3 protein-coding genes and 1 pseudogene are annotated in these 4069 nt (G+C 74.8%); all 4 read left to right on the top strand.

The features are described 5' to 3' along the window. Nucleotides 1–349, top strand: a pseudogene (locus UW392_RS02320) (hypothetical protein); the annotation flags it as partial. Between the two features lie 154 nt (nucleotides 350–503). Beyond that, entirely contained in the window at nucleotides 504–1466 is a 963-nt protein-coding gene (locus UW392_RS02315; protein ID WP_320773129.1) for an NAD-dependent epimerase/dehydratase family protein, read from the top strand. 255 nt (nucleotides 1467–1721) lie between these two features. Beyond that, nucleotides 1722–3347, top strand: a complete 1626-nt coding sequence (locus UW392_RS02310; protein ID WP_320773128.1) for a carbamoyltransferase — start codon at nucleotides 1722–1724, stop codon at nucleotides 3345–3347. Further along, the coding region (locus UW392_RS02305; RefSeq protein ID WP_320773127.1) for a glycosyltransferase family 2 protein at nucleotides 3344–4069 on the top strand (726 nt) is incomplete at its 3' end. The genes UW392_RS02310 and UW392_RS02305, both read left to right, overlap by 4 nt.

Genomic DNA, 4069 nt, shown 5'->3' with positions numbered 1-4069 from the left:
TGTCGCTCTCGCGGGCGTGCTGCTGGTCGTGGCCGATCTGGCGCTGGCGGGGGCGGGGCTGCCGGGTGCGCCGGTGTTCGCGGTCGTCGCGGGTGCGATCGGCGCGGGAGCGGCCGTGGTGGGGCTGCGGGCGTGCGGGCGGCCCGAGTCGGTGGAGGACTGGCCCGGGGCGGTGCGGGCGGCGGCCCGCGACACGGTACGGGACGTGGGCGGCAGCGGGCTGGTCCTGCTCGCCGTGGCGGCCGCCGTGCTGTCCGCGGGGATGCTGCTGCCGCTGGCGTTCCTGGTGCCGGGGCCGTTGGCGATGGCGCTCACCGCGGTGGACGCCCGGACCGGCGTGAGCACATGATCCGCGTCGTCGCAACCGCTTCCCCCTCCGTCTCAGCCGAGTAAGAGGGGGGTACTCGCGCGCCGCACATCAGTGCGTGACCGAGTGACGCGAGCGTGAGGAGAGTCCCATGGGCGTACATGGACGCGGACGGGCGGGACGGGTGATCGCTGACATGACCGGCCGCGGCTGGCGCCGCGCCCTGGTCACCGGTGGGGCCGGCTTCGTGGGCTCCCATCTCTGCGCACGGCTGCTGGAGGACGGCACGGACGTGGTGTGCCTCGACAACCTGTCCACCGGCACGCGGAGCAACGTGCTGGAGCTGGACCGGCGGCGCCGCTTCCGGTTCGTCCGGGGCGACGTGACCGACGAGGACGTCGTACGGGGCCTTCCCGGGCCCTTCGACCTGGTGCTGCACTTCGCCTGCCCGGCGTCCCCGGCCGACTACCTGCGGCTGCCGCTGGAGACCCTCGACGTCGGCAGCAACGGCACCCGCAACGCCCTGGAACGCGCCCGCCGCGACGGCGCCCGGTTCCTGCTCGCCTCCACCTCCGAGGTGTACGGCGACCCGCTGGAGCACCCGCAGACCGAAGGCTACTGGGGCAACGTCAACCCGGTCGGGCCCCGCAGCGTCTACGACGAGTCCAAGCGCTTCGGCGAGGCCCTGGTCACCGCACACCGCGCGGTGCACGGCACCGACGCGGCCATCGTGCGCCTCTTCAACACCTACGGGCCGCGCATGCGCACCGGAGACGGCCGCGCCGTGCCCACCTTCGTCGCGCAGGCCCTGGACGGCACGCCGCTCACGGTGGCCGGCGACGGCAGCCAGACGCGCTCGCTGTGCTACGTCGACGACACGGTCGAGGGCGTGCTGGCGCTGGCCGCGTCCGCCGAGACCGGGCCCATGAACATCGGCGGCGGTGAGGAGATCACCATGCTGGAGCTGGCGCGGCGCGTCGTCGAGCTCACCGGCTCCCGCTCCCGCATCCGCTTCGTCGAACGCCCGGTCGACGACCCCGAGCGGCGCCGGCCCGACACCCGGCTGGCCGCCGAACGGCTCGGCTGGCAGCCGCGGACCGGCTGGAGCGAGGGCCTGGAGCGCACGATCGGCTGGTTCGCGCAGGCCGTCGCGGCCTGATCCGTACCCGGCCCGCATCCGATCCGTACCCGGTCGGCATCGGGCCCGCCCTCGATCCGCATTCGACCGCATCCGGCACCACCCGCACCGGACGGCGCGGCCCGCACCCGCGCGCCGCGCAGTGATCACAACCTCACCGAAGGTGACGAATCGGTGAACGTTCGGGTGAGCTGTCTCCAAGTGTTTGAGACAGCCGCCGGTGCGAGACCCGGGGGAGCCGAGGTCCCCGCACACCCTGACGGGACGGAGCACCGCATGCGCATCCTTGGTATCAACGCCTTGTTCCACGACCCGGCCGCCGCGCTCGTCGTGGACGGCACGACCGTAGCGGCCGCCGAGGAGGAGCGCTTCAGCAGGCGCAAGCACGGGAAGCGGCCGGTGCCCTTCTCGGCCTGGGAGCTGCCCGAGCTGGCGGCGCGCTGGTGCCTCGCGCACGGGGGCCTCCGGCCCGACGAGCTGGACGCGGTCACCTACTCCTTCGATCCGCGCCTGGCCCGTCCGGCCGACGAGATGGGGCTCGACGACCCCTTCGACCCGCTGCGGCTGGAGTACGCGGAACGGGCGCCCGAGTTCCTCGCGGAGGCGCTGCCCGGCCTCGACCCGGCGAAGGTCGTCTTCGTGCCGCACCACGTGGCGCACGCGGCCTCCGCGGGCCCCGCCTCCCCGTACCCGGACAGCGCGGTCCTCGTGCTCGACGGGCGCGGGGAGGCCGCCTCCCACCTCGCGGGCCGCTTCCAGGACGGCCGTCTGGAGACCTTCGCCGCCCAGGCCCTGCCCGACTCGCTCGGCCTGATGTACGAGGAGCTCACCGTCCACCTCGGTTTCCTGCGCAGCAGCGACGAGTACAAGGTGATGGCGCTCGCCTCCTACGGCAAACCGCGCTTCCTGCCCCAGCTGCGGCAGTCCGTGCACGCCACCGGCGACGGCGGCTTCCGCGCGCGGGACGTCGACTGGGCCGCCTTCACCCCGCCCCGCGCGCGGGACGAGGAGTGGAACCAGGACCACGCGGACCTCGCCGCGAGCGCCCAGGCCGTGCTGGAGGAGGCCCTGCTCGACCTCGCGCACTGGCTGCACCGGGAGGCGGGCGGCGACGCCCTCGCCCTCGCCGGGGGAGTGGCCCTCAACTGCGTCGCCAACTCCAGACTCGCCGCGCAGGGCCCCTACCGGCACGTGTGGGTGCAGCCCGCCGCCGGGGACGCGGGCACCGCCCTGGGCGGCGCCCTGTACCTCGCGGGGGACCACGCCCCCATGGCGGGCGCCGACCTCGGCCGCGGCTGGCGCGACGACGAGCTGCGCGCCTGGCTGGACGGTGCGGCCGTGCCGTACGAGAAGCCTCCCGACATCGCCGAGACGGTCGCCGAGGAACTCGCCCGGGACGGTGTCGTCGCCTGGTTCCAGGGGCGCAGCGAGTACGGGCCGCGCGCCCTCGGACACCGTTCCCTGCTCGCCCACCCGGGCCGCGCCGAGAACCTGGAACGCCTCAACACGGTCAAGGGGCGCGAGGAGTTCCGGCCGGTCGCGCCCATGGTGCTCGCCGAGCGGGCCGCAGGCATCTTCCAGGGGCCGCTGCCCAGCCCGTACATGCTGTTCGTGCACGACGTCGTCCGCGAGTGGCGGGACCGCATCCCGGCGGTGGTGCACGTCGACGGCACCGCGCGCGTGCAGACCGTCGACGCCCGGCAGGAGCCGCTGGTCGCCCGGATGCTGGGCGCCTTCGAGCGGCGCACCGGGCTGCCCGTGGTCGTCAACACCAGCCTCAACACCGCCGGCCGGCCCATGGTCGACGATCCGCGCGACGCCCTGGAGTGCTTCGGATCCGCGCCCGTGGACCTGCTGGCGATCGGGCCGTTCGCGGTCCGCAGGGGACGGATGTTCGCATGAGCGCCGCCGCCACCGCCACCGCCTACGCCGTGGTGATCCCGACCCTGGTGCGGTCCACGCTGGCCGACTGTCTCGCCGCGCTGGCCGCCGCGGACGGTCCGGCCCCCGCCGAGATCGTCCTCGTCGACGACCGCCCCGAGTCCGACGGCACGGCGCTCGCGCACCCGCTGGCCGTCCTCGGCGGGCTGCGCGTGCGGACCACCGTGCTGCGCAGCGGTGGCACGGGGCCCGCCGCCGCCCGCAACCGCGGACTGCGGGCCGTCACCTCGCCGTGGGTCGTCTTCCTCGACGACGACGTGCAGGTCGGCCCGCACTGGAGCGAGCAGCTCGTGCAGGACCTCACCGAGGTGGAGCCCGACACGGCCGCCGTGCAGGGCGTCATCACGGTGCCGCTGCCAGGCGAACGCCGCCCCACCGACTGGGAACGCGGCACCGCGGGACTCGCGACGGCCCACTGGATCACCGCGGACATGGCCTTCCGTACGGATGTCCTCACCTATCTCGGCGGGTTCGACGAACGGTTCCGCCGGGCCTTCCGGGAGGACGCCGACCTCGCGCTGCGCGTCCTCGACGCCGGCTGGGGAGTACGGCGCGGCCGGCGCACCACCCGGCACCCGGTGCGTGCCGCGAGCCGCTGGGTGTCGCTGCGCGCCCAGCGCGGCAACGCCGACGACGCGCTGATGGTGCGGCTGCACGGACCCGACTGGTGGACCCGGGCAGCC

This window comes from Streptomyces sp. CRN 30 (assembly GCF_034105845.1).
This window is presented reverse-complemented; position numbering and strand designations above follow the sequence as displayed.